Here is a 26,341-nt window from a genome sequence, read left to right on the forward strand (position 1 = left end):
TCCCGCTTCGCTTACTCGGCGTCCCGTACGAACTGTGCGGGGCGTTTTTCCTTGAAGGCCGTGACGCCTTCCTCGTGTTCCCAGTGGTCCCCGGCGAGTTGTTGCAGGGCGGCTTCCTGATCCAGCGCCTCGTCGAGGGTGCCGGTCATGGCGGCGTTCAGGGCCTGCTTGGTGAGTTTCAGGGCGTTGGCGGGGCGCGCAGCGAGGCGTTCGGCGTAGGCCTGCACGGCCTGCTCGAAGGTGTCGTCCGGGAAGACCTGTTCGCACAGGCCCAGGCGCAGGGCGTCGTCGGCCCTGACGCGGTCGGCAAGGGCCATCATCTCGAAGGCGCGGTGGTAGCCCACGAGGCGCGGCAGGAACCACGTGCTGCCGGAATCCGGGACGAGCGCGATGTTGCTGAACACCTCGATCAGGCTGGCAGACTGCGCCCACAGGCGGATGTCGCCGCTTAGGGCAAGGCTCGCTCCGGCCCCGGCCGCCACGCCGTTCACGGCGGTGATCACGGGTTTGCCCAGGCCGCGAATGGTGCGGATCAGGGGGTTGTACGTGGCGTTCAGGTGCTCGGTGAAGGTCATGCCGCGCCCGGACACGTCCCCGAGGTCCTGCCCGGCGCAGAAGCCGCGCCCGGCCCCGGTGATCACGACGACACGCACGGCGCTGTCGGCGTCGGCGGCGCGCAGTTCGGCGGTCAGGGCGAGCAGCAGCTCGTCGTTGGCGGCGTTCAGGCGGTCCGGGCGGTTCAGGGTCAGGGTCCGCACGCCTGCGCTGGTGTGCGCGGCAATAACGCTCGTTTGGGTCATGCCCGTCAGGGTACCGCCTGCCGGGGCGCGCGGTACACTCGCCCGCGTGAGCGACCCCCACCCAGAGTCCCTGAACGCCGACCAGACCGGCACCCCGAATGCGGCCGGGCTGCCCGTGATCCTGGCGCTGGATGTCAGCAAGAACCGCATCGGGTTTGCGGTGAACGCGGGCACGCTGGCGTTCGGGCGGGGCAGCGTGGACCGCAAGCGGCTGCCGCTGGACCTGAAGGCCGTGCGCCTGAAGGTCGCCGAGACCGGCGCGACCCTGCTGCTGCTGGGGTTGCCGCTGCGCACCGACGGCGCGCACAGCCCGGCCGCCGACCGCGTGCGGGCCTTCGGGAAGATCCTGACCGAGAAGGGCTACGTGATCGCCTACCAGGACGAGCGGTTCACGACCCGCCGCGCCCGCGACCTGGGCGCCGCCGACGAGGACGAGGCGGCGGCCGTGCAGATCCTGGAACTGTACCTGCTGGGCCGCTCCTGAGCGCGGGCCGGGGGCGGGGTGTGCCTCACGCAGAAACGCCCTGAACATGGTGCCGGTACAGAACAACGCGCCCACGCCCGTATAATCGCGGTATTCAAAGGATCAGGTGCACCTGCCGGGCCGCCCGTGGCCCGCATGGCAGCGCACCCGCGGAGGTTTCGATGCAAGGCAACATGATGGACGTTCAACTGACCGTACCGACCATTCTCGAACGCATCCGCACGCAGTACGCCGCCCGCGAGGTCGTCAGCCTGCTGGTCGCCGGACGTGACGAGCAGGGCAACCCGGTGGCCCACAAGCATCGCACCACCTACGGACAGGTCGCGGACCGCGCGCTGCGCCTCGCCGCCGGCCTGCTGGGCCTGGGCCTGCAACCGGGCGACCGGGTGGCGACGCTGGCCGTGAACTCGTTCCGGCACCTGGAGGCGTACCTGGGCGTGCCCAGCGCCGGGCTGGTGCTGCACACCGTGAACATCCGCCTGCACCCCGAGCAGATCGCCTGGATCCTGAACCACGCCGAGGACCGCGTGCTGCTGATCGAGAACGTGTTCGCCGCGATGATCCCCGCCCTGAAGGCCGCCTGCCCGAAACTGGAGCACATCTTCGTGCTGGGGCCGACGCCGCAGCCCATCCCGCTGCCCGGCGTGGCCGACTACGACACGTTCGTGGGCGACAGCGCCCCCCTGGCCCGCTACCCGCAGATCCAGGAGACCGACGCGGCCGCCATGTGTTACACCAGCGGCACCACCGGCAACCCCAAGGGCGTGGTGTACACGCACCGCTCCACGCTGCTGCACTCGATGGTCAGCGCGCCCAAGGACGCCCTGAACGTCGGTGAGGCCGACAGCGTGCTGCCCATCGTGCCCATGTTCCACGTGAACGCCTGGGGTCTGCCGTACACCTGCGCCATGTACGGCGCCAAGCAGGTGTACGCCGGGGTGTTCGCGGACGGCCGCAGCGTCGCCAGCCTCCTGCGTGACGAGCAGGTGACCATCACGGCGGGCGTGCCCACCATCTGGATGGGCCTGCTGGGCGAACTCGACCGCGCCGCCGCCGACGGGCAACCCTACGACCTGAGCCGCGTGGAACGCATGATCGTGGGCGGCAGCGCCGCGCCCGAAAGCATGATCCGCGCCTTCTCGGACCGCCACGGCCTGAGCCTGCTGCAGGCCTGGGGCATGACCGAAACGCACCCGCTGGGTACCGCCAGCGGCGTCCCGGCCGGCGTGGACCCCACCAGCGACGAGGGCTTCGCCCTGCGCGCCAAGCAGGGCCGCACCGTGCCCCTGATCGAACTGGAGATCCTCAGCGACGACGGTCAGCGCCTCCCGCACGACGGGAAAACCATGGGCCGCCTGATCACGCGCGGCCCGTGGGTGGCGAACAGCTACTTCAAAGGCGAGGGCCAGAGCAACTTCTTCGACCTCGACGGGCAACTCTGGTTCGACACGGGCGACATCGCCACCCTGGACGAACGCGGCTACATGCACATCCAGGACCGCGCCAAGGACCTGATCAAGAGCGGCGGCGAATGGATCGGCAGCGTCGACCTGGAAAACGCCATCATGGCCCACCCGGCCGTCGCCATGTGCGCCGTGATCGCCATGGACGACCCCAAGTGGGACGAGCGTCCCCTGGCCATCGTCGTGCCCCGCCCCGGCCAGACGGTCACGCACGACGCCCTGACCGAATTCATCGCGCCCAAATTCGCCAAGTGGTGGCTGCCCGACGCGACCGTCGTCACCGATCAGCTGCCCATCGGCGCGACCGGCAAGATCCTGAAACGCGAACTGCGCGACCAGTACCGCGGGTACAGCAGCAACCCCGGCCTGGTGCCGCCCGCCAACCCCGACCGCAGCGAGTAACGGGAAGCAAGCAGGGCCCTGGAGGCGGGAAGCGGTGAAGGACTGACCGCTTCCCGCCTCCCGTTTCCTTGACCCGTTTCCCTGACCCATTTCTCTGACTGGGCGCCGCGCACTGCGTCCCGCGCACCGCTCCCTTACACTTGCGGGCATGGCTGTTTCGGTGGATGGGCAGTGGGTGACGTTCTCGCCTCCGGCGGGTGCCGTGGGCCTGATCGGGGACATGACGGACTGGCGCAAGCGCGCGCCGCTGCCGGTGGTGGATGGCGGGCCGCTGCGCCTGCGACTGCCGCGTGGGGCGTGGGTGGAGTACGCGTGGGTGGACGCGGCCGGCGAGGCGTTCGCGGACCCGGACAACGCGCAGAAGTCCCTGAATCCGTGGTGGCCGTACCCGCGTGCGGCGGTGGTAGGTGAGTACACCCGCCACCCGCTGTGGCAGGCGCCGGACGCGACCCTGAAGGGCACGGCGCACCGCCTGACCTGGGAAGGCACGGTGTTTCCGGGAACGCGCCGGGCGATCGTGTACACGCCGCACGGGTACGCGGGGGGGCCGCTGCCGGTGTACTACGTGCAGGACGGCGTGGCGTTCTACCGCACCGGGAAACTGGGCGACGTGATGGACCGCGCGGTGCAGGCCGGGCTGACGGAGGGCGCGGGCCTGGTGTTCGTGGAACCGGGCGACCGGAACGAGGAGTACTACCTGAACCCCCGCTACCTGGACTTCCTGACGCAGGAGGTGATGCCGCGCGTGGAGGGTGAACTGGTGCAGGCGTCCGTGCGGGGCCTGTGGGGCGCCAGTCTGGGCGGGCTGATCAGCCTGTTCCTGGGGTCCAGGCACCCGGAGTTGTTCAGCCGGGTGGCGGCGCACAGCGGGGCGTTCATCGCGCGGCCCGGCGCCACCCGTGACGGCGTGATCGACACCACCACCGCTGGCGAGTGGCTGCTGGAACAACTGCGCGCCGCGCCCCCCACGCACTTGACGACCAGCCTGGATACCGGCACGCTGGAATGGCTGACCGGCCCGAACCGCCGTATGGCGGGCCTGTTCGCGGACCTGGGTCTGAACCACCAGTACCGCGAGTACCCCAGCGGGCACAACTGGGTCACGTGGCGCGAGGCGCTGCCCGAGGCGTTCCTGTACCTGCAAGGCGGCGCGTAAGGGGTACTCCTCACCACCGGGGCGGCGCGGCGCGGCATAGTTCGGGTCACACATGCGACTTCCTTCCCTCGTTCTTTCCGCCGCCCTGGGCCTGTCTCTGGCCGTCTCCGGGGGCCTGCTGCCGGGACTGGGCGGCGCTGGAGCCGTCACGATGACCTACCCGAACAGCACGACCATCCTTCATGAGCAGCCCGGCGACTGGGCGGGCGCGCAGGCCAGCGGCGTGACCGTGGGCGCGGGCGGCCTGAGCCTGAACGCCGGCGCGGCGAGCGGCACGCTGACCTCGGCCACATTACGCGCCCCGGCCTTCGATGAACTGGTGCCGTCCTGGAACGCCGTGACCCCGGCAGGCGGCAGCGTGAGCGTGGAGGTCCGGGCGGAACTGACGGGCGGCCGGTGGTCCCGGTGGTTCAGCTTCGGATCGTGGAGCGGCGGCCCCGAGCGGGCCAGTCTGGACGGGCAGAAGGACGCCTCGGGGCAGATGCTGACCGACACGCTGCGCCTGAACGCGAAGGCGGCGGCGTTCCAGTACCGCGTGACCCTGCGCGGCGCGGGCACCCGCGTGAACCTGCTGGCCTTCAACACCTCGGACCGGGCGCGGCGCGCGGCGGGCCTGGGCACGCCCGGCGACCGCGCTGCGTGGGGCCGCGAGGTGCGCGTGCCCATGCGCTCGCAGATGCTGTACCCGGACGGCGGCGAGGTCTGGTGCAGCCCCACCAGCGTCAGCATGATCCTCGCGCACTGGGGCCGCGCCGTGACCGTACCGGACGCCGCGCGCGGCACCTTCGACCGTGTGTACGACGGCACCGGCAACTGGCCGTTCAATGCCGCGTACGCCGCCACGCAGGGCATGCGGGCCTTCATCACGCGCCTGCCCAGTCTGGCGCAGGCCGAGCGGTTCACGGCGGCCGGGATTCCGCTGGCGGTCAGTCTCGGCTGGAAGGTCGGGGAGTTGCCAGGCGCGGCCATTCCCAGCAGCAGCGGGCACCTGATGGTCCTGACCGGCTTTGACGCGCAGGGCAACCCGGTCCTGAACGACCCGGCCGCCCCCAGCGACGCGGGCGTGCGGCGCACGTACCCCCGCGCCGCCTTCGAGAAACTCTGGCTGACCCACAGCGGCGGCCTGAGCTACGTGATCGCCCCCCCCGGCACGCGCCTGCCCTGACAGGGGCAACTCACGTCGGGATTTCAGATTCCAAATGACAACCTGAAGCCAAGGATGCAAGAGAAATCCCTGCGATTTCTGGATGTCGCCGCCTACCTCCTCATCGATCTGAGCTTGCGTTTGAGAACTTCTGCTCTCGTTTTTGGGCGACGTGAGTTGCCCCTGCCTGCCCTGATGACCGCTGCCCTGCTGGCGGGGGCGCGCGGGTAGACTCGCGGGTATGGAGTTCCCGACCGTCTGCCCAGCCTGCGCCCGTGAGAACCGTGCGGAGTTCACGGACAGTTCCGTGCATGACCTGACCTGCGCGCACTGCGGGGCGCGGTACTGCGTGTTCCTGCGCAAGCAGCGCTTCGAGGTGCTGTTCGATCTGGGTACGCGGGCGTTGATGGACGGGTACGCGCGTGAGGCGGTGGCGAGTTTCGCGGCGGCGCTGGAGCGTTTTTTCGAGTTCTACGTGTGGGCGTTCACGCTGGAGCGCGCCGCGAACGCCGAGCAGGAGTTCGGGGCGGCGCTCGCGGGTCTGGAGGGGACGTGGCGGCACGTGTCCAGTCAGTCCGAGCGGCAGCTGGGGATGTTCGCGCTGGCGTACCTGCTGCGTGAGGGCCGCGAGCCGGATTTCCTGACGGCGCGGGGCCTGGGCACGGATTTCCGCAACCGTGTGATTCACCGGGGTGCGCTGCCCACGCGCGCGGAGGTGGAGGCGTACGCGGCGCTGGTGTTCGCGCTGATCGACCGGCTGCTGACCGAGTTGGGACCGGGCGCGGCGCACGCCGAACTGGCGCAGGAGCAGGGGTTCGCGGCGCATCTGGCAGGCCTGCCGGACGGGGTGACGGCGGTGTTCGAAGAGCATCCGGGCATGTTCCGCGCGCGGCGGTTCGGGGGGCTGGCGCCCACGCCGAAACATTCGCCCCAGCCTGGGCTGGTGCCAGGTCAGGTGCCGGGGCAGGCGCGCAAGCCCGGCAAGGCCGTGAACGACGCGCGGGCGTACCAGCAGGCGCTGTTCCGGCAGGCGCTGGAGGAACGCGGGGCGCTGCTGCGGTCGTTCAAGGGGCCGCCGCCGGGCGGGCCGGGTCCGGAGTAGCGCGTCTGGGCAGGCGCTGGGCGCGGGGCGGCCTTCTCCCCTACACTGCGTCATGTCTGGTGTGTCTGCGGGTGTGTCTGAAGGAGTGCGTGGGGTGGATCGCCGCCGTCTGGTGCGGGTGGCGCGTGGTGAGGAACCGGGGGACCTGCTGGTGCGGGGCGCGCAGGTGGTGCAGCCGGCCACGCGCGAGGTGTTCGCGGCGGACGTGCTCGTCGCGGACGGGCGGATCGCGGCGCTGGGGTCCGGCTTCCAGGCGGCGCGGGTGATCGAGGCGCGCGGGGCGTTCCTCGCGCCGGGGTTCATCGACGGGCACGTGCATATCGAGTCGAGTCTGTTGACCCCGGCGGGCTTCGCGGGCGCGGTGCTGGGGCGCGGCACGACGGGCGTGGTGGCCGAACCGCACGAACTGGTGAACGTGCTGGGCGCGGCGGGCCTGGAGTGGATGCTCGCGGCGGGCCGTTCGTCGGGGCTGCGGGTGTGGGCGTCGGCGCCGTCGTGCGTGCCGGCCAGTCCGTTCGAGTCGGGCGGCGCGGTCGTGGACGCGGAGGGCGTGGCGGGCATGTTGCGCCTGCCGGGCGTGCTGGGTCTGGCCGAGATGATGAACTATCCGGGCGTGCTGGGCGGCAGCGGGGACGTGTGGGACGTGCTGGAGGCCGGGCGTGGCTCGGGTCTGCGGCTGGACGGGCACGCGTCGGGCGTGCGGGGCCGGGACCTGATGGGGTACGCGGCGGCGGGCCTGCACTCGGATCACGAGGCGACCACGCCCGACGAGGCCCGCGAGCGGCTGCGGGCGGGCCTGTGGCTGATGGTGCGCGAGGGCTCGGCGGCGCGGAACCTGGAGGCGCTGCTGCCGGTGCTGCTGGACCGTCCCCGGCGGGCGATGCTGGTCAGTGACGACGTGAGCGTGGACGAACTGCTGGAACTGGGGCACCTGGACCGCCTGCTGCGGACCTGCGTGGCGGGTGGCCTGCACCCGGCCGACGCGGTGGCGCTGGTGACCTGCAACCCGGCCGAGTACTGGGGTCTGCACGACTGCGGGCTGGTCGCGCCGGGCTACCTCGCGGATTTCGTGCTGCTGCGGGACCTGTCGGACTTCGGGGTGCTGGAGACCTTCGTGGGCGGGCAGGAGGCGCGCGCCGGGACGGTCACGCCGCCGCTGCCGGGTGGGGGCGTGAACCTGGGGGCCGGGTGGGACGCGGCAACGTTCGGGGTGCCGGCGCACTGGCCGGTCATGCAGGTCAGCGCGTCGCAGATCACGACCGGGGTGGGCGCGCCGGGCAGCGGGGACGCGCGGCTGGTCGTCGCGAACCGTTACGGGCGGGGCGAGTGGTCGGCGTGCCTGACTTCCGGCACCGGCATGGGGGACGGGGGGACGCTGGGCATCAGCGTGCTGCACGACGCGCACAACGCAGCGTTTCTGGGTGGCACCGACGCGGACGTGCGGGCCGCCGGGCGGGCCCTGGAGGCGATGGGGGGCGGCGTGGTGGTCGTGTCGGGCAGCGAGGTGCGGGCCAGCCTGCCGCTACCGTTCGCGGGCCTGATGACCGACCAGCCTCCCGCAGAGGCGGCCGCGCGCCTGGGCGAGGTGACGGCGGCGTGCCGGGCGCTGGGCTGCCGGTTGCCGTACCCGGTCACGACCCTGAGTTTCCTGGGCCTGACCGTGATTCCGGCGCTGAAGCTCACGCCGCGCGGCCTGCTGGACGTGAACGCCTGGACGTACCTGCCCTGAACTCGCCTGACCTGAGCTGACTGGCGCTGAACCAGCCGGCCCTGCACGCCGCCCTGGCCCGCACTGCACCCGGTGAGGGGATATCCGGCCGGCCCGGCAGCCGCTACACTACCGTGAGGTTTTCCCCATTTCTCAATCGTCACCACAGGTCCCAGAGTCCCGTTCACTGACGTCCACGCAGGCCCTGAGGGTCTTCTCGTGGTCGCGGTGGTGGCTGCTGTCGGCCCTGATCGTCACGCAGGCCCTGACGCTGCTCGTGGCCCTGTGGAGCGACCGGCAGAACTCCGAGCAGGCCCTGAAGACGCAGGCGCAGTCGTCGCTGGAGCAACTGGTGCGGGTCACGTCCGACAACGTCCGCAGTTACCTGCAGAGCGCCTCGCAGATCGTGAAGGTCAACCGCGCGAACATGGGCAGCGGCCTGATCAGCGCCGACGACCCCAGCGGGCAACTCCTGAACTTTCAGGCGCTGCTGGACAGCGTGCCGCAACTGAACGGCGTGCTCGTGGGTCACGCGGACGGCCGCTTCGTGTTCGCCCGGCGCGACGGTCCCGGCAACACCGAACGCTTCACCCGCGTGATCGAGGTCCGGCCGGAACGGCGCGTCCTGACCAGTACGTACAACCAGACCGGTACGCTGACCAGTCAGTCCAGCGAAGCGAACGACTACGACCCGCGCGCGCGGCCCTGGTACGTGCTGGCGCAGCAGAAGCCCGGCGAGGTCGTGTGGACCGACCCGTACATCTTCGCGTCGTCCGGGCAGCCCGGCGTGACCGTCGCGTCCTCACTGACCGGGCCGGGCGGGCCGTTCGTGATCGGCGCGGACGTGCAACTGCGGCAACTCGCGGACTTCCTGACCGGCGTGCAGATCAGCGCCAACGGCCGCGCGTTCATCACCGACGGCAGCGGGCACGCCATCGCCACCTCCCGCGCGTGGCCCGGCGAGCCCGGCACCGGCGTCCCGCTCCTCTCGGAAGTCGCGGACCCGGCGCTGCGCGCCCTGCTGGACGACAACGGCCTGCCCGCCACGCGTGAGGGCACGCGCTGGTACACCGTGAACGGCCAGCAGTTCGCGGCCGTCCTGCGGCCCGTCGAGGTGCAGCCCGGCGTGAACTGGATGGTCGGCGTGTACGCCCCCACCACCGACTTCACTGCCGGACTGAACGGCTCGCGCAGTCCGCTGCTGTTCGTGCTGCTGGTCAGCCTGGGCGGCAGCCTGCTCGCGTGGCCCATCGTGCTGCGCGCCACGCGCCCCCTGGCCGAACTGCAACGCCAGGCGACCACCGACTACCTGACCGGGCTGCCCAACCGCGCCAGTTTCATGGCGCAACTGAACGAAACGCTGCGCGACCCGCCCGGCAGCGCAGCGCTGGGCGTCGCCATGTTCGACCTGGACGGCTTCAAGCAGGTGAACGACACCTTCGGCCACCACACCGGGGACGAGGTACTGCACGCGGTGGGCGCGCGCATGCTGGCCGCGCTGCGCGTCGGGGACACCCTGGGCCGCCTGGGCGGGGACGAGTTCGCGCTGCTGATCCAGGCGAACTCCCGCGAGGAAGTCCGCCTGCGCGTCGAGGGCGTACTGGACGCCATCGCCCGCCGGCCCATCATCGTGGACGGCATCTCGCACGCACTGGCCTCCACCGCCGGACTCGCCTTCCACGACACGGACACCCGCACCACCCACCCCACCGAACCCCGCCCCGAGAACAGCGCCCAGCTGATCGCCCGCGCTGACACCGCCCTGATCCGCGGCAAACGCCGCGAGAAAGGCCGCGTGTGGGTCGAAGGTGAGGTCACCATGCCCACCCTGTTCAGGTAAGACGGGCTCCGGCCCAGTGGTAGGCACACACTGCTGGTCCTGAGCGGGCGCACGAAGTGGCCGGCCCTCGCAGGCCCACCCACTCCCTACACCCCACAGTCCCCTTACCGCCCCGCTTCGACCTCGATGCCGTCCGCCTCGCTCATGCGGACGATATTTGCCAGGGTGTGAATGGGGACGTTCAGGTCCGCGAGTTTGGCGCGGCCCTCCTCGAACTGCTTTTCCACGACGCAGCCGATTCCCAGCAGCTGGGCGCCACTGACCTCGATCATGCCCGCCAGCGCCCGCAGCGTGCCGCCGGACGCCAGGAAGTCGTCAATGACGACCACGCGGTCCCCGGCCCCCAGGAACTCGCTGCTGATAAACAGGTCTACCACGCCGCCCTTGGTGCGGCTGACGGACTGCGCGGTGAACGCAGGTTCTTTCATGGTGACGGGTTTCTTCTTGCGGGCGTACACCATCGGAACGCCCAGCACCATGGCCGTGGCGATGGCGGGCGCGATCCCGCTGACCTCGATGGTCACGATCTTGCCCGGGTTCAGCGGCGCGAAGTGCGCGGCGAACACCTCGCCCATCTCGCGCGTCAGGTGCGGCAGGAGCTGGTGGTTCACCAGTCCGTCCACCTTGAGAATCCCGCCGGGAAGAACCTCGCCCTGCTGCCGAATCGCGTCCACGAGTGCCTGCATGCGCTGAAGTGTACCCGCTGGGGTGGGGCGGCGGCAGGCGACCCGGCCGGCGCGGCAGACTGTGGGGGTGCCTGACCTTCCTGACCTGACCCCTGCCGAGTTGACGGCCTTCGCGCAGCAGTTCGGTCTGGAGCCGTCCCTGACGCGCCTGCCGAGCGTGGGGATCGTGAACCGCGTGTACCGCGCCCGCCGGGCCGGGCAGAACGTGGTGCTGCGCGTGCCCATGCCCGGCGACGAGGAGGACACCCTGACCGAGAGCGTGGCCGTCCCGGCGGCGGTGCGGGCGGGGGTGCGCACGCCGGAACTGCTGGTGTTCGACGACAGCCGCGCCGTGCTGGACGCCCCGGTGACGGTGTACGCCTTCGCGGCGGGCCGCAGTCTGGACGGGCTGGACTGGGGATACGGGGACCCGCGCCTGTCCCGCGCGTGGCGGGAAGCGGGCCGGGCGCTGGCGTACCTGCACGCCGGGGTGCAGGAGGTCCCGGACCCGCACGGGCGGCTGGAGGTGATCCGCCCGCCCGACCCGGCGCGCACGCGGCAGCGGGTGCTGGAGGCCGGGCGGCTGAGCGTGACGGAAACCATCTGGGCGACGGACCTGACCGCGCGCCTGCTGAGCGAGAACCCGCCGCCCGCGCGGCCCGCGTTCCTGCATAACGACCTGCACGCCGGGAACCTGATGGTCCTGCCGGACGGGTCGCTCGGCGCCCTGATCGACTGGGGGGACGCCGGGTGGGGCGACCCGGTCCTGGACCTGAGTTACTCCGGGCCACTGGCCGCGCCGGACCTGCTGGCCGGGTACGAGGAGGTCACGGTCCTGGGCGTGGGCGGCCGCCTGCGTCTGCTGGCCTGCCTGCTGGACAACGCCACCCGTTACCTGACGCGGCAGCCGGAGGCGCACGAGGACAGTGAGTTGTGGTACACGCGTCCGGCCACGGCGCTGATGCAGCTTCTGCGCGTCAGTCCGCGCGTGCCGGAGTGGCAGGAGGCGCTGGTGGGCCGCCGCTGAGGCCGGTTACAGCTCGTTGATTTCGGGTCTGAATCCGACCTGCCGGATGTACTCCAGGTACTCGGGGCCGGTCAGGGCCTCGCGTTTGCCGCTCAGGGCGACGAACATGGCTTCCAGGACGTTCGTGGCGAAGTTGCGGCTGCCCATGCGGGGCGTGGTGGTGATCAGGCGTTTCACGCCGCGCGTCTTCATCCACTCGCGGTCGGCGGCGGTGATGGTCTGCGTGAGGATCGTCTTTCCGCTGAGGTCCTGCGGGGCGTAGCGTTTGGCGTAGTGGGTGTCCCCGGCGATCACGTCCGCCCAGGCGTAGTACTTGGTGCCGTTGCCCTGCACGCTGGTCTCCTGCTTGGCGCCGGTCGGGTAGAACCAGTCCTGCGGGAGTTTGGTGATGACGGGCAGGATCAGGCCCGCCACGCGCCGCAGGGACGCCAGCGAGCGCAGGGGCCGGTCGATGTTCAGGCCGAACACGATGTCCCCGAACACGATGTCGGCGCCCTGTTCGGCGAGGGCCTCGGCCATGCCGAAGCGGTCCACGGCGGAGACCATCAGGACCTTCTGCGTGCGCCAGTTCAGGACCGGGTCCAGCTGCGCGATGGCGTCGCGTTCCAGGGTGTTTTTCAGGCCGCTGCCGTCCAGCACCGGGGTGATGCGCGCCCCGGCGACCAGCTTACGGACGTTCGTGAACGTGTAGCGTTTCCCGCCGGCCAGCAGGTACAGGTCCGCGCCGCCCAGCCCGAAGGCGTCCACGCGGCCGTCGAGCGCCTGGAACATGGCGGCCATCTTGCGGGCGTCGCCGTCCGTGCCGATCCGTTCGATGATGAAGGGCTGGCCGAGCACGGTGGCGGTTTCGCGGGCGTTGCGGGCGCTGCTGCCCAGGCTGACGCTGACGACGTGCTTGTGCCCGGCGGGCGCGGGCTGCCAGCCCTGGAGGGGATCGGTCATGCGGGGCATTCTACGCGTGGGGCGGTCCGCACGTCCGGCCCAGAGGCCCCGCCCGGGCGATCAGCTCAGGCGTCCGGCGTCAGGGTCACGCGCGCTCCCGTGCGGGCCGAGGCGTACAGGGCGTCCAGCACGCGCGCCTGCGCGACGGCGTCGGCGGGAGGGTACAGCGCCGCTTCCTGTCCGCGTGCCGTGCGCTGGAAGTGCGCGACCATGCGCGCGTACCCGTTGGACGGCGGGAATTCCTCGTGGCTTTCCTGGCCGCCCACGTTCAGGTGCAGCGTCACGGGCTCGTGCGTGTGGCTGTGATACACACGGGGCACGTCCAGCGTGCCGAGCGTTCCCACGACCGTCAGGCGGCTGAAGCTGGGGTCCGTCCAGTCGAACGCGCAATCCAGGCTGCCCAGCGCACCGCCGAAATCCAGCGTGCCGCTGAGGGCCACGTCGATGTCGCCCGTTCCGGCCTGCGCCCCGGCGGGGGTCCAGCGGGCGGCGGCGGTCACGGCCTGCGGTTCGCCCAGCAGCAGGCGCATCAGGTTCACGGGGTAGGTGCCCACGTCGAACAGCGCCCCGCCGCCCTGCGCGGCGTTCCAGCGGAAGTCGTCCGGGTTGGTCATGTGGAAGCCGAACGCGCCGTGCACGGACCGCACCTCGCCCAGCGTGCCGCCCCGCACGAGTTCCACGATCCGCAGGATGTGCGGCTGGAAGCGGTACGCGAAGGCTTCGAGCAGCGTGCCGCCCGTCTGGGCCGCCGCGTCCGCGAGTTGCTGCGCCTCGGCGGCGTTCAGGGTCAAGGGCTTCTCGGTCAGGACGTGCTTCCCGGCCCGCAGCGCCGCCAGCGTCCAGGGCAGGTGCGCGTCGTTCGGCAGGGGGTTGTACACGGCGTGCACGTCGGCTGTGATCAGGTCGTCGTACGTTCCGGCGACCCTGACGCCCCACTCCTGCGCGAACGCCTGCGCCCGCGCCGATTGAGGGTCACGCACACCCACGAACGCCACCTCACCGCCCGCCTCGCGGATCGCGGGAATCAGGGCGCGGGCAATGCGGGCGGCGCCCAGCAGCCCCCAGCGGAACGCAGGTTCAGTCATACCCGCAGCCTAGCAGCGGTGGCGGGTGACGGGTGACGGGTGACGGGTGACGGGTGACGGGTGACGGGTGACGGGTGATGGTCAACCCCACTCCCCACCAACGCCCCACCGCCTCCCGCGCGCCGCGCCCCCCAGTCAGCGCTTGCTGAGCAGGTACGCCTTGGGATTGTGGCCGCCACTGGCGACCTGGAAGAGTTCGTGAGCGTTCCATTTCTGCTGGTCGGCCATGACGCGTTCGAACAGGCGGATTTCGTGCGTGATGACGCACAGGCGGCCGCGCTGGCTGGTCAGGCGGTGCATTTCTTTCAGGAAGGCGGGGTACAGGGCCTCGTTGCCGCCGTGCGTGCCGATGGCGTCGCCCCACGGCAGGTCGGCCATGACCAGGTCGAACGAGCGGGCAGGCAGGCCGGTGTGCAGGGCGTCGATGGCGGCCACCTCGATGTCGCGTCCGGCGGCGCGGATGTTCGTCTGGGCGCACGTGACGGCGTCGGGGTTGATGTCCACGCCGACCAGGGCGTCGTAGGGGCCCATCAGGGCGCGTTCGATCAGGAGGGTGCCGCTGCCGCTCATGGGGTTGAAGATGCGGTCGTTGTCGCGCTGCCCGGCGAGTTTGTGGGCGGCGTAGGCGATGGTGGCGTTCAGGCCGCCGGACATGTTGCACTCGCGCCACGCGCGGGCACTCAGGGGGCGGCGGGTGATGCGGGCCAGCACGTCCCAGCCTTCACCCTGCTGCTGCGGCAGGATGCGGATCAGGAGTTCGCCGGTTTCGGGTTCGTGCGGCAGTTGCAGCGCCGTCTGGAGTTCCTCGGCGATGCGCTGCATGACGCTGCTTTCCCGTCCGGCCGCGCCGATACGGAAGGAGGTGTGCCCGCCGACCGCGATGACTTCTTTCAGGAAGGCGGTCAGTTCCCCGAGTTGCTGGTGGCCCAGCAGGCCGCGTGGGCGGGGAACGTCCCAGCCCTGCACGCGGTACACGGCGGTCACGCTTTTCAGGCGGGTCAGGCGTTCCGGGTCGCCGGGGTACCAGAAGCGCGGGCCGCGAATGTCACGGGCCAGCGGCACGGTGTCCAGTTCGGTGGTGGCCACGTGCTCCAGGCCGGCCAGCGCCTCGAGTTCGTACTCCCGCGCCGGGGCGCGGGTGCGGTGATCGACCTTGGGTCGGCTGGTTTTCCGCCCGTAGGGCGAGGCGCGGTCTGTGCGGGCAGGTCTGGGCATAGCAGGACAGTATAGGTCGGCAGCGCGGTGGGGGTGCGCGGGGCGTAGAATCCGGCCACTCTATGACCCGCCCACCCCCGAGCCGTCCCCCTGCAGGTCCATCCGACGCGGCGCGCACTGTTCGCCGCAAGACGCTGTATTCACGCCTGAGTCCGCCGCAGCTGATCGCGCTGTCGTTCCTGCTGGCCATTCTGGTGGGCGGCGTCCTGCTGGCCCTGCCGGTGACCCACGGTCTGAACGAGGACGGCACGCGCCGCTCCGTGAATTTCCTGCAGGCGCTGTTCACATCGACCAGCGCGCTGTGCGTGACGGGCCTGAACGTCATCGATCCCGCCAAGGACTTCAACCGGTTGGGGCAGGTGATCATCATGCTGCTGATCCAGCTGGGCGGGCTGGGCATCATCACGTTCGGCACGTCGTTCGCGCTGCTGTCGCGCCGCCGCGTGAACTTCACCGAGCGGATGCGGGTGGCGCAGCAGGTGGGCGCGCTGAACGCGGGTGGCGTGCTGTCACTGATTCGCAGCATCTTCCTGTACACCTTCCTGATCGAACTGGTCGGCGCGGCGCTGCTGGCGTTCCGGTTCGTGCCGCTGGAAGGCTGGGGGCGGGGACTCTTCTACGCGCTGTTCCACTCGATCAGTGCGTTTAACAACGCGGGCTTCGCGCTGTACAGCAACAACCTGATGAACTTCGTGGCGGACCCGCTGGTGAGTATCGTGGTGGCGCTGCTGATCATCCTGGGCGGCACAGGCTTCCTGGTGCAGCTGAACGTGGTCGCGCACCTGATGAACCCGCGCCGCAACCGGCTGGCGGTGCACAGCAAACTGGTGCTGACCATGATGACGGTCCTGCTGGTGGTCGGCACCCTGACGTACCTGATCTTCGAGTGGAACAACCCGGCCACGCTGGGCCCGCTGGGCTTCGGCGCGAAACTGCTGGCCAGCTTCTTTCAGAGCGTCACGACCCGCACCGCCGGCTTCAACACGCTGGATTACGGCGCGATGGGCCTCACGACGCTGTTCATCAGTATCATCCTGATGTTCATCGGCGCGAACCCTGGCGGGACCGGGGGCGGCATCAAGACCAGCACCTTCTACGTCATGATGGCCAGCGCCTGGAGTATGGTGCGCGGCCGGCGCGACGCGACGCTGTTCCACCGCCGCATCGACACCGACACGATCCTGCGGGCCATGACGGTGGGCCTGCTGAGTATCGGGCTGGTGAACATGATGTTCATCCTGCTGCTGGCCCTCAATACCCGCGCGGACGTACGCTTCGTGAACCTGTTCTTCGAGGCGGTCAGCGCCTTCGGCACGGTGGGCCTGAGCATGAACACCACGCCGCTGCTGAACCCCGACCAGCACATCGTGCTGATCATCCTGATGTTCCTGGGGCGCATCGGGCCGCTGACGTTCGCCGTGGCGTTCAGCCGTTCGGGCTCCGGGGACCTGGTCCGCTACCCGGCCGAGAAGGACATCCTGATCGGCTGAGCCCGGCCCGCCGGACGCCCCTCCCCTTTCCCGCCTCTCGCCCACGCCCGGCAGCGGCCCCGCTGCCCGTCAGATAAGGACTTCCCATGAAAAGCAAACAATGCCTGGTGATCGGACTCGGCCGCTTCGGAACGGCGGTCGCCACGACCCTCTACGAGATGGGCCACGAGGTCATCGCCGTCGATCAGCACGAGGAGAACGTTGAGCGGGTCATGAACCTCGTCACGCACGCCGCCATCCTGGACGCCAGCGACGAACGCGCCCTGCGGACCCTGGGCGTCGCGGACTTCGACGTGGTCGTGGTCGCCATCGGCACGGACGTGCAGGCGAACATCCTGGCCACCATGAACGCCAAGAGCCTCGGCGCGCCGTACGTGGTGTGCAAGGCCATCGACGAGATGGCCCGCCGCGTACTGGAACGCATCGGCGCGGACCTCGTCATCCGGCCCGAGCATGACATGGGCGTGCGCCTGGCGCGGCAGATCGCCACGCCGAACATCGTGGACACCCTGGACCTGGGCAGCGATTACGCCGTCGTGGAAATCGAGGCGAACGAGCGCCTGAAAGGCACGCTGCGTGACCTGAACCTCACGGGCCGTTTCGGGGTGCAGGTGATCGCCATGAGCCGCGCCGGGAAGATCGAGGTCACTCCCGGCGCCGAGGACGAACTGCGCCCGCACGACAAACTGGTCCTGATCGGCACGACCCACGCGCTGGACGAACTGCGCCGCTACCTGGGCGAGTAACGCCGGCGGTGGGGAGCAGGCAGTGGAGAGTGGACCGGAGGCCAGCCACTGCCGGCTCCCCACTTCGTACGTCCTACTGCCGGCCCAGGGCCACGACCATCGCCGCCAGCAGCGGCAGGGTCGCAGCGAGGCCCCACACGGCCCCGGCGCGGGCCACGCCGGGACGCAGCAGGAACAGAAGTAGCAGCGCGGCGACGGCCAGGGTCAGCAGCAGGTACAGGGCGTTCATGCGGGCCAGTGTACGCCCCCACCCGCCGCAGTCAGGGGCTCAGCGTTGCCACTGCGTCAGCGTTGCGCCGGTATCAGCGCTATCCCTGTATCAGCGCTGCGCCTGCGTCTGGGCCTCGTCGAGCGCGGCCCTGGCGCTCATCTTTCCGCTGGTGGCCTTCTGGATGGCGGTTTCCAGCAGGGCCGTCCAGGCGGCGTAGGAGGGCGTGGTGGGGCGCGGTACGGCGCGGTTCATCTGGGCGTGCGCGGCGCGCAGCTGCGGGTTCTTCGCGTACCAGCCTTCAAGCAGGGGCACGGCGGCGCGGCGGGGGGGGGCGTAGGCGGTGGCCTGCACCCAGCTGGCCAGTCGGTCTGGGGCACTCAGGTACTGCCAGAACGCGGCGGCTCCGGCCTGCTCGGCGGCGGGGGTGCCGGCCGGGACAGCCAGGGTCGCGCCGCCCAGCGGGACGGTGCACGCGCCGACCTTCTCGCAGGGGAACGGCGCGACGCCCAGCTTGAACAGCGGGAGTTTGCGCGCGTCGGTCCAGTTGGCGACGCTGGCGAGCACGAACACGTTCTGGCCACGCGCGAAGTCGATGGCGGCGCGGGTGGCCTCGTTCAGGGTGCGGGGCTGCGCCTGAGCAGCGGCGCTCATGCGGGCCAGTTGCGTGAGAGCCTCGGTAGCGTCCGGGCTGTTCAGGCGGGGCTCCTGGCCGCTGCTGAGCGTCCCGCCGCGTGACAGGACGTTCGCCTCGAAGGTCCAGGCGTCGGCGGCGACCACCAGGGGTCGGCGGCCGCCCGTGGCGAGGGCGCGGCTGACGCGTTCCAGGTCCGCCCAGGTGTCCGGGACCTTCTGTTCGGCGTTTTCCAGGATGCGGGCGTTGAACATCAGGACCGGAACGCTGACGTTCCAGGGCAGGCCGTAGGTGCGGCCGCCCATCTCGCCGGCGCGCCACACGGCCGGGTAGAAGTCGTTTCTCAGGGCGGCGGGCAGGGCGTCCACGGTGCGGGTCAGGTCCGTCAGTTGCCCGGCGGCGGCCAGCGCGGGGAACTGCGTGAATTCCAGTTGCGCCAGGGCGGGCGCGCGGCCGCTCTTGATGGCCGCCTGGAGTTTGGGCAGCAGTTCGCGGTAGTTGCCCTGCGCGACCGGCACAACCTCGTAGGTGCTCTGCGAGCGGTTGAAGTCGCGGGCGTAGGCGGCGACGGTGTCTTTCACGCCGGTCATGGCGTGCCAGAATTCCACGCGGACCGGCGCGGCCTGCGCGGAGGCCGGGAGCAGCAGGGTCAGGGTCAGCAGGCGGGCCAGGGAGCGCATGCGCGGAGTGTACCTGCTGAGCCTGATCGGGAACTGCCCGCCGGGCTGACCGGACGCGGCGCGGGTCAGGGCAGCACGGGGTACAGGTCCACGCGGCTGCCGGGGCGCACGTCCTGCCGCGCGGCGATGCCGACGGTGGCCACGTTGCCGCTGCGGGCGCCGAGGCGGCCCAGCAGGATCACGAACTCGGTCACGTCCAGGCCCTGCACGTACTCGCTGGGCACGCCGCGCGTGGTGATGTCCAGAACGGTGTCGCGCACCAGGTCGCTCACCTGTTCCTGCAGGGCGCCGGGCGTGGCGCGCAGGTTCACGGTGGCGCGGCGGATCACCTGATTACCCCGGTACAGCACGGCGTTGGGGCGGGCGTCGCAGGTCAGGTCGACCGGGAACCCGGCGGCGCTGTTCTGCGCGGCGCGGCACTGCACGAAGGTGCTGACGTTCAGGCCGCGCAGTTTGGTTTCCAGGGCGGTGCGGGCCTGCGCGTTCAGACGGGCGCTGGGGGCTCCCCTGGCGCCGCGCGTCTGGGCGCTGCGGGCCGCGTCAGCCAGGAAGGTGTCGAGGTTACGCACGCTGGGGACCACGGCGGCGTACACGAGGTCGTTCTTGGGGTACGCGAGGTCCGTGTTGCGGCTGGCGCTCAGTTCGGCGCGGCTGCTGGAGTACTCGTCCTGCAATTTGCCCAGCGTGTCGCGCGCGGCGGCGAGGTCGCGGCCCAGCGCCTCGTTGCTGGCGCGCAGCTGGGTCTGCTGGGCGCGCAGTTGCGCCTGCTGCGCCTGAAGGGTGGTCAGTTCGGTGCGCACGCGGTCGCGGTCGCGGGCGGCGGCGTCGCGGTCGCTGGTCAGCTGGGTGCGTTCGGCCAGCAGGCGGTCGCGGGTCTGCTGCGCGGCCTGCTGCTGTTCGCGGGCGCGGGCCAGGGCGTCCTGCGCGGCGCTCAGGGCCTGCTGGGCGCTGGTCAGGGCGGCGCCGGCGTCGGCGCGCGAGGCATTCAGGTCGCTCAGCTGGGCGCTGAGGGCCGCGACCTGCGCGCCGGCCTGGGCGGTCTGGGTGCGGGCGGCCTGCTGGGCGGCCTGCGCGACCTTCTGCTGCGTGGCGGCGCGCTGCTGGGCCTGTTCGGCGGCCCGCTGGGCGGCGGCGGCGCGTTCCTGCGCGGTACTGGTTTCCTGTTCGCTCAGGGCGATGCGCGCGGCGAGGTCCACGACCTGCGCGTCGAGCGCCTGGGCGCGCTGCTGGCTGCTGGTCAGTGCCTGTTCGCTCTGCGCGAGCTTCAGGCGGCTTTCCTCGGCGCGGCGCTCCAGCGAGGTGCGGGTGGTGGTCAGGCTGCTCACGCGCCGCTGCAGGTCGGCGGCCTGCTTCCCCAGGGTCTGTTCGGCGGCGCGCGCGGCGTTCAGGTCGGCGCGCGTGCTTTTCAGGTCCCGCTGCGCGGCCTGCTGCTGTTCGCGCAGCGTCTGTGCTTCCTGCTGCGCGCGGTCGCGGTCGGCCTGGGCGCTGCTCAGGTCGGCCTGCACGCGCCCGATCTCGGTGCGCAGCGCTTCGAGCTGGGGGCGCAGCTGGTCGGCCTGGGCGATGGTGTTCACGGCGCTGCTGTTCAGGGCCAGGAACGCGGCGAGGCTGGCGGCGCTGATGCCCATGCCGGACAGCACCGCCACGAGCAGCGCGGTGGTCTTGGGGCGCAGGCCGAACAGGCGGATGTGCTTGCGGCCGGCCTTGCGGGCGATGGTGTCGGCGGCGTAGGCGACCACGCCCGAAAGCACGATCACGAAGGGAAGGAACAGCCACAGCATCTTCAGGGTCTCCGGTGGGCGGCAGCATTTACAACTGGGGTCACGTCAGGGACAGCGAGGGTCACAGTTCGAAGTCGTCGCCCAGGTAGTACTGGCGGGCGTCCTCGTCCTGCGCGAACTGGGCGGGGGTGCCCTCGAACTTCACCTGCCCGTCGAACATCAGGTACACGCGGTCGGTCAGGGCGATGGTCTCGCGGACGTTGTGATCGGTGATGAACACGCCGATGCCCCGGCGGTCGCGCAGTTCGTGGATCAGGCGCTGAATCTCGCGGATACTCTTGGGGTCCACGCCGGTGAAGGGTTCGTCCAGCAGCAGGTAGTCGGGGTCGGTGGTCAGGGCGCGCGCCAGTTCCAGGCGGCGGCGTTCCCCGCCGGACAGCTGGTAGGCGTAACTGCCCGAGAGGTGCGTCAGGCCGAACTCGGCGAGCAGCGAGTCCGCGCGGGCTTCCTGCTCGGCGCGGCTCAGGTTCTGGTATTCCAGGATGGCCAGCAGGTTGTCGCGGGCCGTGAGTTTCCGGAAGGCGCTGGGTTCCTGCGGCAGGTAACCCAGGCCCAGGCGGGCGCGTTCGTGCATGGGCAGGCGCGTCACGTCCCGGTCACCCAGCGCGATGCGGCCCGCGCCGGGGCGAATAAAGCCCACCAGCATGTAGAAGGTGGTGGTCTTGCCCGCACCGTTCGGGCCGAACAGGGCCACGATCTCGCCGGGCCGGACGGTCAGACTCACGTCGCGGACCACGGCACGGCGGCCGTAGTTCTTACCCAGGTGCTCGGCGTGCAGGACCGGGCGCTGCGCCGCGCCCGAAACGGACGTGACCGCCGTCTGAGAAGGAGTCTGGGAGGCGGGAACAGTCACGTCCGCAGCGTACCACGCGCCCCCCATGAACCCCGTGATGAACCCCGCAGGGCCGGCCGGCAGAGTGTGGGCGGGCGCGGGGAGTCCAGGCAGGGGCCAGCGGATTAGACTGGGCGGCATGTTGCTGACGATTGTCGTACTGGATTCCGTGGGTGCCGGCGAACTGCCGGACGCCGCAAGTTTCGGGGATACCGGCGCCCACACCCTGAACCACACCCTGCAGGCCGCGCCCGTGGCGCTCCCGAACCTTGCGGCGCTGGGGCTGGCACAGGTGCCGACCGTGCAGACCGGCGCGGCGACCATTCCGGCCGTGCCCGCGCAGGGGGCCTTCGGGCGCATGCGGGAGGTCAGTCCCGGCAAGGACACCAGCACCGGTCACTGGGAGTTCATGGGCGTGCAGCTGGAGCACGCCTTCCAGGTGTTCCCGGACGGTTTCCCGCCCGAGGTGATGGACCGGTTCGACGCGGCGACCGGCACCGGGCACCTGTGCAACCGCCCGTACAGCGGCACCGACGTGCTGCTGGACTTCGGTGAGGAGCACGTGCGGACCGGCCAGCCCATCGTGTACACCAGCGCGGACAGCGTGTTCCAGATTGCCGCGCATGAGGACGTGGTGCCGCTGGAGACGCTGTACGCGTGGTGCGCCGCGGCGCGCGAGATCCTGCAGGGCGAGTACGCCGTGGCCCGCGTGATCGCCCGTCCGTTCCGGGGTGAGCGGCCGTTCGAGCGCGTGAACGAGCACCGCAAGGACTTCAGCCTGATCCCGCCGCCCACCGTGCTGGACGCCCTGAAGGACGCGGGGCAGGCGGTCGTGGGCATCGGGAAGATTCCGGACATCTACGCGCACCGGGGTTTCACCGAGGAGATCCACACCGACGACAACGCCGACGGCATCGCCAGGACCCTGGATCGGATGCGCCGCGCGGCCGCCGAGGGCACGAGTGGCCTGATCTTCACGAACCTGGTGGATTTCGACAGTCGCTTCGGGCACCGCCGCGACCCGCAAGGCTACAGCGCCTGCCTGGCGCAGTTCGACGCGGCGCTGCCGGACCTGATCGCTGCCGTTCCGGCCGGGGGCGCGCTGATCGTCATCAGTGACCACGGGAACGATCCCACCTGGAAAGGCTCGGACCACACCCGCGAGTACGGTCTGCTGCTGGCGCACCGCGCCGGGGCGGCGGGCGTGGACCTGGGTGAGCGCGCCACCTTCGCGGACGTGGGGGCCACCGCCGCCGACGCGCTGGGCGCGGACTGGACCGGCCCGGGCGAGAGCTTCTGGCCGCTCCTCACGTGACGGCGCCCGGCGACCCTGCCCTGAGCGCACCGGCCGGCCCGCTGTACGCCGCGCCGGAAGCGTTCACGCTGACTCTGACGCTGGGCGGCCGCTACGCCGGCGAGCAGAACTGGACCGTTCACCCGGAACGCAGCGCCGTCGTGGCGCGCGTGCAGACCGACTTCGGTGGCGTGCTGCCCGAGATCCGGCGGGTGCAGACCAGCCGCCTGCACCCCCGGCAGTTCACCAGCCTCGGGTACGCCGAGGGGGACGGTCGGGGCCGCGCCGCCTTCGAGGTGGGCTTCGACCGGCGCAGCGGGCTGGTCACGCTCCGGCAGGGCCGCGACGAGGCCAGCGCGCCCCTGACCACCGACTACCAGGATCCGGTCAGTCTGCTGCTGTGGCTGCGCGCCCAGGTGGCGCAGGCCACCCCGCCGGACGGCGGCGACCCGGCCACGCCGGAGCGCACGCACGCACAACTGACGGGCGGCCGCGTCCTGATTCAGCGGCTGCCGGATCAGGAGATCGCGGGTGTGCCGTGCAGCGGCTTCTACCTGCGGCCCGGCAGCGCGTACGTGTTCGTCGAGCAGGCCGCGCCGTGGCGGCTGATGCGTCTGATTCAACCCACCGATTTCGGGCCGGTCGAGGCGAACGTGTCGGCCGCGCCGGGTCGCCGGGCCGCGCCGACCGGAGCGCCGGAACGCCGCCGCCGCCGCGCCTGAGAATCTGCCCCTTCTTCCCGGTTCATCTGCCCTACCGTCTCCCCTTTTTTCTGGAGTGATCATGCAAGTTCTGCAAGGCCCTGACGCCCGCCGCGCCCTGACGCGCACCTTCAATGACCTGCCCGTCCCGGACGCCGTGCTGGCCCGCATCGAGGCGACCTTCGGCGAGGCGCTGACGCCCACGCAGGTCGTGGAACGCATCGTGGCCGACGTGCGTGAGCGCGGCGACGATGCCCTGCGCGACTGGACCGAGCGGCTGGACGGCGCCCGCCCGGAAGCGCTGGCTGTCAGCGCCGACGACCTGAACGCCGCGAGCGTGCCGGCCGACCTGCACGCCGCCATCCTGACCGCCATCACCCGCGTACGGGCCTTCTACGAGCAGCAGCCCGCGCACGGGTTCCTGAACCACGGGCCCGACGGCGCGCTGGGGCAACTGGTGCGCCCGCTGGCGCGCGTGGGTGTGTACGTGCCGGGCGGACTAGCCCCGCTGATCAGCACCCTGATTCACACGGCGGTGCCCGCGCAGGTGGCGGGCGTGACGGACATCGTGATCACCACGCCGCCCGCCCGTGACGGCAGCGTGCACCCGGCCATCCTGGTCGCGGCGCGCGAACTGGGCCTCACGCAGGTGTACCGCGCCGGGGGCGCGCAGGCCATCGCGGCGCTCGCGTACGGCACGGCCAGCATTCCCGCCGTGGACAAGATCGCCGGGCCCGGCAACCTGTTCGTGGTGATTGCCAAGCGCCTCGTGTACGGCCAGACCGGCATCGAGAGTCTGCCCGGTCCGACCGAGACGCTGGTCGTGGCCGACGACAGCGCCGACCCGCGCCACGTGGCCGCCGACCTGCTCGCGCAGGCCGAGCACAACGGCGCGGAACCCGTGCTCGTCTCGACCAGCCGCGACCTGCTGATGCGCGTGCAGGCCGAACTGAACGCCCAGCTGGAGGCGCTGCCGGAACCTAACCGGGGCTGGGCGCGTGACAGCGTCTCGGCGCGCATGAAGGTCGTGCTGGCCGCCACGCTGGACGAGGCGCTGGAGCTCTCGAACCTGTACGCCCCCGAACACCTGTGCCTGCTGACCCGCGACCCCTGGAGCCTGTTGGGGCAGGTGCAGCGCGCCGGGGGCGTGTTTATCGGCGAGTACTCCATGGAGGCGCTGGGCGATTACGTGGCCGGACCCAGTCACGTCATGCCGACCGGCGGCACGGCGCGCTTCATGAGCCCCGTGAACGTGCGGGACTTCCAGAACATCATCTCGGTCGTGGGCCTGACCGAGGGCACGCTGCGCCGCATCGGGCCGGCCGGGGCGACCCTGGCGCGCGCCGAGGGCCTTGAAGCGCACGCCCGCGCCATCGAGAGCCGCCTGCCCCGCGACCCGTCGTGAGCGCCCCCGCCCTGAGCCCGGCTCCCGCGCGGGTCCTGACGCCGCTGGTCCTGCTGTGCCTGGGCACCGTGTACGTCGTGTGGGGCAGCACGTACTTCGGGATCAAGGTCGCCATCGAGACCCTGCCGCCGCTGGGCATGCTGGCCGCGCGGTTCGGCGTGGCCGGCGCGTTGCTGCTGCTGGTGCTGCGGCTGCGCGGCGCGGCCCTCCCGACCGCGCGGCAGTGGGCGGCCAGCGCCGCCGTCGGCACGCTGCTGCTGGGCGGCGGCACCGGACTGGTCACGCTGGCCGAGCGGGACGCGAGCAGTTCGGTGGCGGCCATGATCATCGCCGTCTCGCCGCTGTTCGCCGCGCTGTTCGGGCGGCTGTGGGGGGAACGCACGGGCGGCCGCGAGTGGCTGGGCATTGCCGTGGGCCTGATCGGCATCGCGCTGCTGAACGCCGGGGAACTGCGGGCCACGCCGCTGGCCGCCGCGCTGCTGGTGCTGGCGCCGCTGTGCTGGACCTTCGGCAGTCAGTGGTCCCGGCACCTGCCACTCCCGCCGGGCCTGATGGGCAGCGCCGCCGAGATGCTGACCGGCGGCGGCGTCCTGCTGCTGCTGAGTCTGCTGATGGGGGAACGCTGGGGCGTACCCAGCGCCGCGAGCCTGTGGGCACTGGCGTACCTGACGGTGTTCGGCAGCCTCCTGGCGTACTCGGCGTACATGTACCTCGTAGCGCACACCCGCCCCGCACTGGCCACCAGTTACGCCTATGTGAACCCGGTCGTGGCGGTCGCGCTGGGCGTCGGCCTGGGCGGCGAGCGGCTGGGCACGCTGGGCTGGGCGGCGCTGGGCATCATCCTGACCGGCGTGCTGCTCGTCGTGTGGCCCCACCGGGCGCCCACAGCCGGGCCGGCTCCTGAGCCCGCCGCCAGTGAGGGCGCGTGAGCGGCGACCTGCACCTGACCGACGCGCGGCCCACCGACCCGGTCAGTCTGGTCGTCCGCCGCCGCATCCGGCCCGGCCGCGAAGCGGAGTACGAGGCCCTGCTGACCGAAGCGAACGCCCTGCTGGCCCGCATTCCCGGCCACCGGGGCACCGGCGTGGTCCGCCCCCCGCCCGGCGAGCAGGAGTACACCCTGCTGGCCCGCTTCGACTCCCTGAGCGCCGCCGCCGACTGGGAGCTGTCGCCGGAACGCGCCGACTGGCTCTCACGCATCGCGCCGCTGGTCGACGAGCACGTCAGTTTCGAGAAACAACCGGGCCTGGACTTCTGGTTCACGCCGCCCGCCGCCGCCCGCCTGCGCCAGCCGCCCCGCTGGAAGATGGCGCTCCTCACGCTCGCCGCCCTGTACCCGGTCAGCGTGAGCACGTCGTGGCTGTTCGGAGAGGCTCTGAAACCCTGGCTGGGCCACTACCCCATGCCCGTGCGGGCGCTCCCGCAGATGATCGTGGTCGTGCTGTCCATGACCTACCTCGTCATGCCCGCCGTGACCCGCTGGGCCACCGGCTGGCTGCGCCGCTAGCCAGACTCCGGGCACGCAAGCAGGCGGCCC

24 protein-coding genes are annotated in these 26,341 nt (G+C 71.2%); 15 read left to right on the forward strand and 9 right to left on the reverse strand.

All coding sequences use genetic code 11. The annotated features are described in order from the left end of the window. Positions 1-11: 11 nt before the first annotated feature. Entirely contained in the window at positions 12-800 is a 789-nt protein-coding gene (locus tag M8445_RS02180) for an enoyl-CoA hydratase-related protein (protein WP_273989339.1), read from the reverse strand. Positions 801-846: 46 nt separating this feature from the next. On the opposite strand from M8445_RS02180, the gene ruvX reads away from it, so the two are divergent. The 7 genes from ruvX to M8445_RS02215 all read left to right on the forward strand — a co-directional run bounded on the left by ruvX (position 847) and on the right by M8445_RS02215 (position 10,099). Continuing rightward, positions 847-1,284, forward strand: a complete 438-nt coding sequence (ruvX, locus tag M8445_RS02185; protein ID WP_380091148.1) for a Holliday junction resolvase RuvX — start codon at positions 847-849, stop codon at positions 1,282-1,284. Between the two features lie 161 nt (positions 1,285-1,445). After that, positions 1,446-3,149: a long-chain fatty acid--CoA ligase gene (locus tag M8445_RS02190; RefSeq protein ID WP_273989341.1), complete on the forward strand. Its 1,704-nt coding sequence runs from the start codon at positions 1,446-1,448 to the stop codon at positions 3,147-3,149. 148 nt (positions 3,150-3,297) lie between these two features. Then, complete coding sequence (locus M8445_RS02195; RefSeq protein WP_273989342.1) at positions 3,298-4,305, forward strand: alpha/beta hydrolase; 1,008 nt, start codon at positions 3,298-3,300, stop codon at positions 4,303-4,305. Between the two features lie 151 nt (positions 4,306-4,456). Further along, on the forward strand, positions 4,457-5,470 hold the full coding sequence (locus tag M8445_RS02200; protein WP_273990810.1) for a peptidase C39 family protein: 1,014 nt from the start codon (positions 4,457-4,459) through the stop codon (positions 5,468-5,470). A 220-nt stretch (positions 5,471-5,690) separates the two neighbouring features. Next, positions 5,691-6,551 (forward strand): hypothetical protein, encoded by an 861-nt coding sequence (locus M8445_RS02205; protein ID WP_273989344.1) that lies wholly within the window; start codon positions 5,691-5,693, stop codon positions 6,549-6,551. A gap of 52 nt (positions 6,552-6,603) precedes the next feature. Further along, positions 6,604-8,280, forward strand: a complete 1,677-nt coding sequence (locus M8445_RS02210; protein ID WP_273989346.1) for an adenine deaminase — start codon at positions 6,604-6,606, stop codon at positions 8,278-8,280. A 256-nt stretch (positions 8,281-8,536) separates the two neighbouring features. Beyond that, positions 8,537-10,099, forward strand: coding sequence for a sensor domain-containing diguanylate cyclase (locus M8445_RS02215; protein ID WP_273989348.1), 1,563 nt, complete (start codon positions 8,537-8,539; stop codon positions 10,097-10,099). Between the two features lie 104 nt (positions 10,100-10,203). On the opposite strand, the gene xpt is transcribed toward M8445_RS02215, so the two are convergent. Further along, positions 10,204-10,785, reverse strand: coding sequence for a xanthine phosphoribosyltransferase (gene xpt / locus M8445_RS02220; protein ID WP_273989349.1), 582 nt, complete (start codon positions 10,783-10,785; stop codon positions 10,204-10,206). Positions 10,786-10,852: 67 nt separating this feature from the next. On the opposite strand from xpt, the gene M8445_RS02225 reads away from it, so the two are divergent. Further along, positions 10,853-11,791 (forward strand): phosphotransferase family protein, encoded by a 939-nt coding sequence (locus M8445_RS02225; protein ID WP_273989350.1) that lies wholly within the window; start codon positions 10,853-10,855, stop codon positions 11,789-11,791. 6 nt (positions 11,792-11,797) lie between these two features. Here M8445_RS02225 and M8445_RS02230 read toward each other — a convergent pair whose 3' ends face one another. From M8445_RS02230 to M8445_RS02240, 3 genes are all read right to left on the reverse strand, one after another. Then, complete coding sequence (locus M8445_RS02230) at positions 11,798-12,733, reverse strand: quinate 5-dehydrogenase (RefSeq protein ID WP_273989351.1); 936 nt, start codon at positions 12,731-12,733, stop codon at positions 11,798-11,800. 65 nt (positions 12,734-12,798) lie between these two features. Then, a complete protein-coding gene (locus M8445_RS02235) occupies positions 12,799-13,818 on the reverse strand; it encodes a Gfo/Idh/MocA family protein (protein WP_273989353.1) in 1,020 nt (339 codons plus the stop codon). A gap of 135 nt (positions 13,819-13,953) precedes the next feature. Then, positions 13,954-15,033 carry a methyltransferase domain-containing protein gene (locus tag M8445_RS02240; RefSeq protein ID WP_273989355.1) on the reverse strand — a complete coding sequence of 360 codons (1,080 nt, stop codon included), beginning with the start codon at positions 15,031-15,033 and terminating at the stop codon, positions 13,954-13,956. 62 nt (positions 15,034-15,095) lie between these two features. On the opposite strand from M8445_RS02240, the gene M8445_RS02245 reads away from it, so the two are divergent. Next, the gene (locus M8445_RS02245) at positions 15,096-16,523 is read left to right on the forward strand and encodes a TrkH family potassium uptake protein (protein ID WP_273989356.1); all 1,428 of its coding nucleotides are present in this window, start codon (positions 15,096-15,098) and stop codon (positions 16,521-16,523) included. 86 nt (positions 16,524-16,609) lie between these two features. Further along, positions 16,610-17,269, forward strand: coding sequence for a potassium channel family protein (locus M8445_RS02250; protein WP_273989358.1), 660 nt, complete (start codon positions 16,610-16,612; stop codon positions 17,267-17,269). A gap of 73 nt (positions 17,270-17,342) precedes the next feature. Here the strand turns inward: M8445_RS02250 and M8445_RS02255 are convergent, their stop codons facing one another. The 4 genes from M8445_RS02255 to lptB form a co-directional block, all read right to left on the reverse strand. Next, positions 17,343-17,498: a hypothetical protein gene (locus tag M8445_RS02255; RefSeq protein WP_273989360.1), complete on the reverse strand. Its 156-nt coding sequence runs from the start codon at positions 17,496-17,498 to the stop codon at positions 17,343-17,345. Between the two features lie 90 nt (positions 17,499-17,588). Beyond that, complete coding sequence (locus M8445_RS02260) at positions 17,589-18,791, reverse strand: ABC transporter substrate-binding protein (RefSeq protein WP_273989362.1); 1,203 nt, start codon at positions 18,789-18,791, stop codon at positions 17,589-17,591. A 65-nt stretch (positions 18,792-18,856) separates the two neighbouring features. Beyond that, the gene (locus M8445_RS02265; protein WP_273989363.1) at positions 18,857-20,572 is read right to left on the reverse strand and encodes a DUF3084 domain-containing protein; all 1,716 of its coding nucleotides are present in this window, start codon (positions 20,570-20,572) and stop codon (positions 18,857-18,859) included. A 61-nt stretch (positions 20,573-20,633) separates the two neighbouring features. Continuing rightward, positions 20,634-21,350, reverse strand: a complete 717-nt coding sequence (gene lptB / locus M8445_RS02270) for an LPS export ABC transporter ATP-binding protein (protein WP_273990811.1) — start codon at positions 21,348-21,350, stop codon at positions 20,634-20,636. Between the two features lie 193 nt (positions 21,351-21,543). Here lptB and M8445_RS02275 point away from each other — a divergent pair, with 193 nt between their 5' ends. The 5 genes from M8445_RS02275 to M8445_RS02295 all read left to right on the forward strand — a co-directional run bounded on the left by M8445_RS02275 (position 21,544) and on the right by M8445_RS02295 (position 26,311). Further along, positions 21,544-22,719: a phosphopentomutase gene (locus M8445_RS02275; RefSeq protein WP_273989364.1), complete on the forward strand. Its 1,176-nt coding sequence runs from the start codon at positions 21,544-21,546 to the stop codon at positions 22,717-22,719. Next, the gene (locus M8445_RS02280) at positions 22,716-23,420 is read left to right on the forward strand and encodes a hypothetical protein (RefSeq protein ID WP_337961607.1); all 705 of its coding nucleotides are present in this window, start codon (positions 22,716-22,718) and stop codon (positions 23,418-23,420) included. The genes M8445_RS02275 and M8445_RS02280 overlap by 4 nt, the downstream gene beginning before the upstream one ends. A 61-nt stretch (positions 23,421-23,481) precedes the next feature. Then, entirely contained in the window at positions 23,482-24,804 is a 1,323-nt protein-coding gene (hisD, locus tag M8445_RS02285; protein WP_273989365.1) for a histidinol dehydrogenase, read from the forward strand. Then, positions 24,801-25,733 (forward strand): drug/metabolite exporter YedA, encoded by a 933-nt coding sequence (gene yedA, locus M8445_RS02290; RefSeq protein ID WP_273989367.1) that lies wholly within the window; start codon positions 24,801-24,803, stop codon positions 25,731-25,733. Before hisD ends, yedA begins: the two co-directional genes overlap by 4 nt. Then, on the forward strand, positions 25,730-26,311 hold the full coding sequence (locus M8445_RS02295) for an antibiotic biosynthesis monooxygenase (RefSeq protein WP_273989368.1): 582 nt from the start codon (positions 25,730-25,732) through the stop codon (positions 26,309-26,311). The genes yedA and M8445_RS02295 overlap by 4 nt, the downstream gene beginning before the upstream one ends. The last annotated feature ends 30 nt before the right edge of the window (positions 26,312-26,341 follow it).

Origin of the sequence: Deinococcus aquaticus (assembly GCF_028622095.1) — a bacterium.
Lineage (GTDB): Bacteria > Deinococcota > Deinococci > Deinococcales > Deinococcaceae > Deinococcus > Deinococcus aquaticus.

Excerpts from the sequence above, each read along its gene's own strand:
- M8445_RS02275 (WP_273989364.1), top strand. The coding sequence starts at position 21,544 with ATGTTGCTGACGATTGTCGTACTGGATTCCGTGGGTGCCGGCGAACTG.
- M8445_RS02265 (WP_273989363.1), bottom strand. The coding sequence starts at position 20,572 with ATGCTGTGGCTGTTCCTTCCCTTCGTGATCGTGCTTTCGGGCGTGGTC.
- M8445_RS02195 (WP_273989342.1), top strand. The coding sequence starts at position 3,298 with ATGGCTGTTTCGGTGGATGGGCAGTGGGTGACGTTCTCGCCTCCGGCG.
- M8445_RS02230 (WP_273989351.1), bottom strand. The coding sequence starts at position 12,733 with ATGACCGATCCCCTCCAGGGCTGGCAGCCCGCGCCCGCCGGGCACAAG.
- M8445_RS02245 (WP_273989356.1), top strand. The coding sequence starts at position 15,096 with ATGACCCGCCCACCCCCGAGCCGTCCCCCTGCAGGTCCATCCGACGCG.
- M8445_RS02250 (WP_273989358.1), top strand. The coding sequence starts at position 16,610 with ATGAAAAGCAAACAATGCCTGGTGATCGGACTCGGCCGCTTCGGAACG.
- hisD (WP_273989365.1), top strand. The coding sequence starts at position 23,482 with ATGCAAGTTCTGCAAGGCCCTGACGCCCGCCGCGCCCTGACGCGCACC.
- M8445_RS02260 (WP_273989362.1), bottom strand. The coding sequence starts at position 18,791 with ATGCGCTCCCTGGCCCGCCTGCTGACCCTGACCCTGCTGCTCCCGGCC.
- M8445_RS02205 (WP_273989344.1), top strand. The coding sequence starts at position 5,691 with ATGGAGTTCCCGACCGTCTGCCCAGCCTGCGCCCGTGAGAACCGTGCG.
- M8445_RS02200 (WP_273990810.1), top strand. The coding sequence starts at position 4,457 with ATGACCTACCCGAACAGCACGACCATCCTTCATGAGCAGCCCGGCGAC.
- M8445_RS02180 (WP_273989339.1), bottom strand. The coding sequence starts at position 800 with ATGACCCAAACGAGCGTTATTGCCGCGCACACCAGCGCAGGCGTGCGG.
- M8445_RS02210 (WP_273989346.1), top strand. The coding sequence starts at position 6,604 with ATGTCTGGTGTGTCTGCGGGTGTGTCTGAAGGAGTGCGTGGGGTGGAT.
- xpt (WP_273989349.1), bottom strand. The coding sequence starts at position 10,785 with ATGCAGGCACTCGTGGACGCGATTCGGCAGCAGGGCGAGGTTCTTCCC.
- M8445_RS02255 (WP_273989360.1), bottom strand. The coding sequence starts at position 17,498 with ATGAACGCCCTGTACCTGCTGCTGACCCTGGCCGTCGCCGCGCTGCTA.
- M8445_RS02190 (WP_273989341.1), top strand. The coding sequence starts at position 1,446 with ATGCAAGGCAACATGATGGACGTTCAACTGACCGTACCGACCATTCTC.
- M8445_RS02235 (WP_273989353.1), bottom strand. The coding sequence starts at position 13,818 with ATGACTGAACCTGCGTTCCGCTGGGGGCTGCTGGGCGCCGCCCGCATT.
- M8445_RS02240 (WP_273989355.1), bottom strand. The coding sequence starts at position 15,033 with ATGCCCAGACCTGCCCGCACAGACCGCGCCTCGCCCTACGGGCGGAAA.